This is a genomic window from Paenibacillus solisilvae, from assembly GCF_042656405.1.
GTDB classification, from domain to species: domain Bacteria; phylum Bacillota; class Bacilli; order Paenibacillales; family Paenibacillaceae; genus Paenibacillus_Z; species Paenibacillus_Z solisilvae.
Window position 1 is genome coordinate 1 of sequence record NZ_JBHSOW010000036.1, and the last position, 5,063, is coordinate 5,063.

Here is a 5,063-nt window from a genome sequence, read left to right on the forward strand (position 1 = left end):
GGGAGGTACTCCTTTTTCATACCCTAAAAACTCAAGCCTCGTAAGGCTTCGGATTATGAAATTGATTCGCATAACAATTAAAAATCTGTTACGGTTCATTATAATGTAACTGCTAAGCAAAGGCACAGTGTAAACACCAGTTAATAAATTAAAACCACTCCCATAGATATGGAGTAGAGAAATACTCTTCATTCATTTGTTTCAACGACCCTGATTGATATTAATCCCAATTTAACTTCTTTATTTCCCGTATAAACTCTGCACCCTTGTTGGGATTTACCATATAAATAAACCTCGCGAGTCCAATTAAATATCCCTTATAATTAGCAATTGTGATGAGACCGTGATATTTCAGGTGTTCATTTACTCCAAATTTACGACAATAGTAAATCTCTTTATTAAGTTTTCGAATATATTTTTGGGGAATCTTTACACCTTCTGGAGTAACGACTAAACCAGTTACGATCTTGGTATGTTTATCCTTCATTAATCTTGTTTTAGCATCATTAATAACGAAATTATGCTTGCGTAAGACAGTTGTTACAATTTCTTTTATTTTTTTAACTAATACGAGATAACCTTTTTTTTGAATACCCGAAAAAGTAATGTCATCTGCATATCTAGAATATCGAACGTGGTTCTGACTTGCTATTTGTTGAAACTCTTCATCAATATCACGGAGGTAAAGATTGGATAGCATTGGACTCGTAGGAAATCCTTGTACTAACCTTCCATGAACAGATGTTAACAAGCTAATTGCTTTACTGACTTCTATTGAATATCCAATCTCTAAAAAAATCTTTTCAATTTCAAAATATTGAATTGAAGGAAAAAAATCTTTAATATCCATAGAAAACACCCAGGATGGTTCTTTATATTGATGGGTTTCGGCATTTGTTAGAATTGATTTCCGCTTTACAAAGCCGTGGGCATATTCTGAAACTTCAATTTCATTTAATATGTTTTTTAGAATCCATTTTTGAATCATCTTCAGCTTATAATTAGGCTTCCAAATCTCTCTTAACTCTCCATTTGATTTCTTGACAAAATAATTATTGGTGTTTTCTAACACGAATTTTTCCATATCCTCATTTTGTAACTCAAAAAGCATCATTACCTGATTGGTATCGAAAATAACCGGACACCTTTTAAAATATAAAGTTTCAGCATAATTAATGAGGCTCTTTTTATCTTCCACTGATAAATCACTAATTTCAATATTCTGTAAAATTCGCTTAATCATATCCTATATGTTTAGTGACTACTTCACCTTTAAATTAAGAATATGTTTGTGTTTTAATTCTTAATTTAAAGGTGATTGATGATTCTGCGCTTTTTGCAGAATTATCAATAATGGTTTGAAGTAAGAATTAAAATACATACTTACTTCAATTAGCACTTGCTAAAAGTCTAGTCACTACTAAACATTATACCTCCTTTACAACTTTTTGGGAATATAGTTTTCCAAAGGGCTTTCATTTACTATATATTTAAATTCTTTCATAATATCGAACGAAATGTCATTAAGTTTTGAATGAGCTAATATTTCCGTACCTTCCTTTGTGATTATTAGTTTACCATCTTCAAATTCAACCCATTTTGAAGCAATAAGATAATCTAAAATATAAAACACTTGCTCAGTTGTAATATTTATATATTCCTTAATCGTATCAATAATCTCAACCATTTCATAGTCTCGAATAATCAATAATAGAATATCCCTTTTTAAAGAAGAAAACTTCACATCATATACCTTCTTTCTTACTCCCTTAAAAATTGATAAGTATCTTTTAACTCGATACTGCTCATTACTCTCTCATCCTTATTCCTTTTGGTTCTAAGAAACAAAGCTGTCCAAGCTGAATTTCCCTCTGAAAGCAAGGTTAAGTTGTTATTTGGTGCATTTACAAATGATGCTATTGCATGGTTCTTACAATAAATACTTCGCTTCAGTCCGTGTTGCACATTTATTTTTTTAATCACTGCCTTTACTTCAATTATTTTATCGCTAGAAAAAATAGAGTTCTCTGCTAATACATCTATTGATTCAATATAAAAACTAATATTAATTTCAATTTTCAATTCTTTCGCTCGTTTTACTATCGTTTCAATTCCCGATTTACTAGCCTCGATCACCCATAAAAATAACTTAATTTTAATTTTACTTCCCGTTATGATTTTAGCTATATCTTCTAATAAATTTTTCACAGAAGTACCTGTTCCAATAAAATCGTCGATAATAATCAAATTTTTTACTGAAAGATAATTTTGATAAAAATTTTCAATCTGCTGTTCTCTTTTATTTTTACTTGCTTCTATCTCTCTTATACGAATTTTGATTGATTTTTGCTTTTTGTTATTGCTACAAGCTACTAATTCATTTTTTAGACTCTGCATACTAGCTTCTTCTTTGCCATTTTCTTGATCATATTCCCTAACAATTTTACTGTTATGTTCTATGCTAGCTTTATATTTTTGTAAATAGTCTGCTGGACCATTTACATGAGTTTTATTAGCGTCTATTTTGTTGACTAATCTAAAGCTAGAAAACATATCTACTGCGGATTCAATTCTATCTTTCCTTCTTAATGGCAAAAACAGCGATTCTTTTAGAAATGAGTCAAACATCTCTCCTATTTCACTGGCGTTTCTATTAAAGACTTCCAAATAAGCTTCAGCTGTTAATCTTACGGAATAATAATTAAAATTACAGCATATTTTTAATATAGTCTCAAAATCGTCTTTAGCAAGTTTTGTCTTCCATATCTTCAAAATTTCCAACTTTTCATTTCGTTGCACTTCATCTAAATCCCATTTTTTAACAATTTCATCAATTTCATTATTCTCCATTATACTCTTTGAATTATCTCCCATTTATATATAACCCCTATATTCAGTAAACATGATAATCCACAAAAGCTACCTGTCTTATTTATTATGGAACCCATCCTGATCCATCTTTAAAAGTAACTATCGCTTCAATATTCTCAATCTTATTTCGCGCATTCTCCAGCCCATTGTTTCACTTCAATCCAAAAGGAATATTAAAAGACTTCCATTCATGTCCTCTTTCTTACATCAAATAAATACAATGGTCTAATTGTACCATATGTTGGAACTATGTGAAATTGGCATATATGAAAACACAAACAAATGAATAATAACCACCGCACCTAAGTTTTAAAATCATCACGGAGCTCGCCTATTCAGAGTTTTAAATGCATAGCAACATCAATCTCGTTAATTTGGATGCTGAAGGTTCTACGTTCTTCATGTTTTTTGAGCGATTCAATTTATTGAGGAAAGCTTGTACAGTTAATTTATTAGTAAGCGTCAAACAGCCCCCCACCTTGTCTTCAAGTTGAGGGCTGATCTATGCTGTATAATCAGGATTTAAACACGCGGCAAGTCAGGATGCGCAAGATGGGCTTAGCGGGTCTATGTCCCGGGCCGAACCTGAGCAAACGCAATCATAAGCAAGCCATTCATCCGTATCTGTTATGCGGTGTGAAGGCAGCACATCCGAATCACATCTGGGGAATTGACATTACCTATTTGCGGATGCAAGGCAACTTCATGTACCTGGTCGCCATCATCGACTGGTACTCGCGTTACATCGTCAGCTGGGAGCTATCCCAAAGCTTAGAGCGTTCTTTCGTGCTACGGGCGCTGAGAAAAGCGTTTACGGTCGCCAAACCGAAGATTCTGAACAGCGACCAGGGAAGCCATTTTACAAGCAGCGATTACGAGCTTCTTCAAAAAAACGAAATCACAATCAGTATGGACGGCAAAGGCCGCGCCACCGACAATGCCATCACGGAACGCTTTTTCCGCAGTCTGAAGTGGGAAAAAATCTATTACAACACGTACACAACGCCAAAGCAACTTCATCGGGACGTGAGGGCTTACATCGATGAATACAACCGTTCGCGCCCCCACCAGTCACTTGCCTACGCCAAACCAGTTGAATTCTATCGCCATACCGTCGACACCGCCGGTCAAGTTCAAGCTGCAATCATACTAAAATCAAGGGAGGGATAGTAGCTTAATTTTTCAAAAAAAGTGTCTTGACAACGGGGTCCACTACAATAAATGCTTCTTTATATTCCGTTTGAGTCTCATCACTAATGCTCTTAATTAATATTTCACGCGCGCTAGGGCGTGTATTCAAACTATCGAAACACACTATAACCTGGTAAACTTTTCATATGAGAAGACGATACGAGATACGCGACGATCAATGGGAACGACTAAAAGACCTTTTGCCGCCGGAACGAAAACCACAGGGCGGACGCCCGGCCATCGACAATCGCAAGATGCTTAATGGCATGCTTTGGGTCATCCGTTCGGGAGCGCCATGGCGGGACTTGCCGGAATACTACGGCTCTTGGAGCAGTGTCTACACCCGATTCCGTCGATGGGAACAGGCGGGCATATTCGATCGAATGCTGGATGTCTTGGCTGCCGATCCCGATTCCGAAAGTGTCATGATTGATGCCTCCATCGTCCGCGTTCACCAACACGGCGCAGGAGCAAAAGGGGGCAGCAATTTCAAGCTATCGGACGATCACGAGGAGGCTTAACCTCTAAGATTCACGCGGTCGTGGACGCCCTCGGCAATCCCCTCCAATACAAAGTTACAGCGGGCAACATCAACGATTGTGTGGCGGGATACGAGATCCTGCAATCCCTTGACGTCGAGGGCAAGAACGTCTTGGCCGATTGCGGCTATGACACCGATAAAATCATTGCGTTGCTGGACGAAAAGAAGGCGAACTCCGTCATTCCCAGCCGCAAACATCGCACCGTTCAACGCCCGACTGACTGGTGGTTGTTTAAAGAGCGGCACTTGGTCGAATGCTTATTCAATAAGCTGAAGCATAATCGGCGACTGGCTACCCGGTACGATAAATTATCGCGTACCTTTGTTGCCTTTTTAAAACGGGCCTCTTCCATGATTTGGTTGGCCTAAGGTTTGAATACACGTTCCGACGGTTGTAATCGATGAGCGCTCTAGCACCCATCGCCTCGACTTGTTTGTAAACCGGCACTACATCATATCC

4 protein-coding genes and 1 pseudogene are annotated in these 5,063 nt (G+C 37.1%); 2 read left to right on the plus strand and 3 right to left on the minus strand.

The annotated features are described in order from the left end of the window. Positions 1-220 precede the first annotated feature (220 nt). The 3 genes from ACFPYJ_RS10030 to ACFPYJ_RS10040 form a co-directional block, all read right to left on the minus strand. Positions 221-1,243, minus strand: coding sequence for a reverse transcriptase family protein (locus tag ACFPYJ_RS10030; RefSeq protein ID WP_379187991.1), 1,023 nt, complete (start codon positions 1,241-1,243; stop codon positions 221-223). Between the two features lie 195 nt (positions 1,244-1,438). Further along, positions 1,439-1,744: a hypothetical protein gene (locus tag ACFPYJ_RS10035; protein ID WP_379187992.1), complete on the minus strand. Its 306-nt coding sequence runs from the start codon at positions 1,742-1,744 to the stop codon at positions 1,439-1,441. 17 nt (positions 1,745-1,761) lie between these two features. Next, positions 1,762-2,874, minus strand: a complete 1,113-nt coding sequence (locus tag ACFPYJ_RS10040) for a phosphoribosyltransferase-like protein (RefSeq protein WP_379187993.1) — start codon at positions 2,872-2,874, stop codon at positions 1,762-1,764. A gap of 501 nt (positions 2,875-3,375) precedes the next feature. Between ACFPYJ_RS10040 and ACFPYJ_RS10045 the strand changes: the two genes are divergently transcribed. Together ACFPYJ_RS10045 and ACFPYJ_RS10050 are read left to right on the plus strand one after the other, a co-directional pair. Then, positions 3,376-4,041, plus strand: a complete 666-nt coding sequence (locus tag ACFPYJ_RS10045; RefSeq protein ID WP_379187994.1) for an IS3 family transposase — start codon at positions 3,376-3,378, stop codon at positions 4,039-4,041. A 167-nt stretch (positions 4,042-4,208) separates the two neighbouring features. Then, a pseudogene (locus ACFPYJ_RS10050) lies at positions 4,209-4,972 on the plus strand (IS5 family transposase). Positions 4,973-5,063 lie beyond the last annotated feature (91 nt).

Bases quoted from the DNA above. Each gene is read 5' to 3' on its own strand.
- ACFPYJ_RS10030 (WP_379187991.1), bottom strand. From the start codon at position 1,243: ATGATTAAGCGAATTTTACAGAATATTGAAATTAGTGATTTATCAGTG.
- ACFPYJ_RS10040 (WP_379187993.1), bottom strand. From the start codon at position 2,874: ATGGGAGATAATTCAAAGAGTATAATGGAGAATAATGAAATTGATGAA.
- ACFPYJ_RS10045 (WP_379187994.1), top strand. From the start codon at position 3,376: ATGCTGTATAATCAGGATTTAAACACGCGGCAAGTCAGGATGCGCAAG.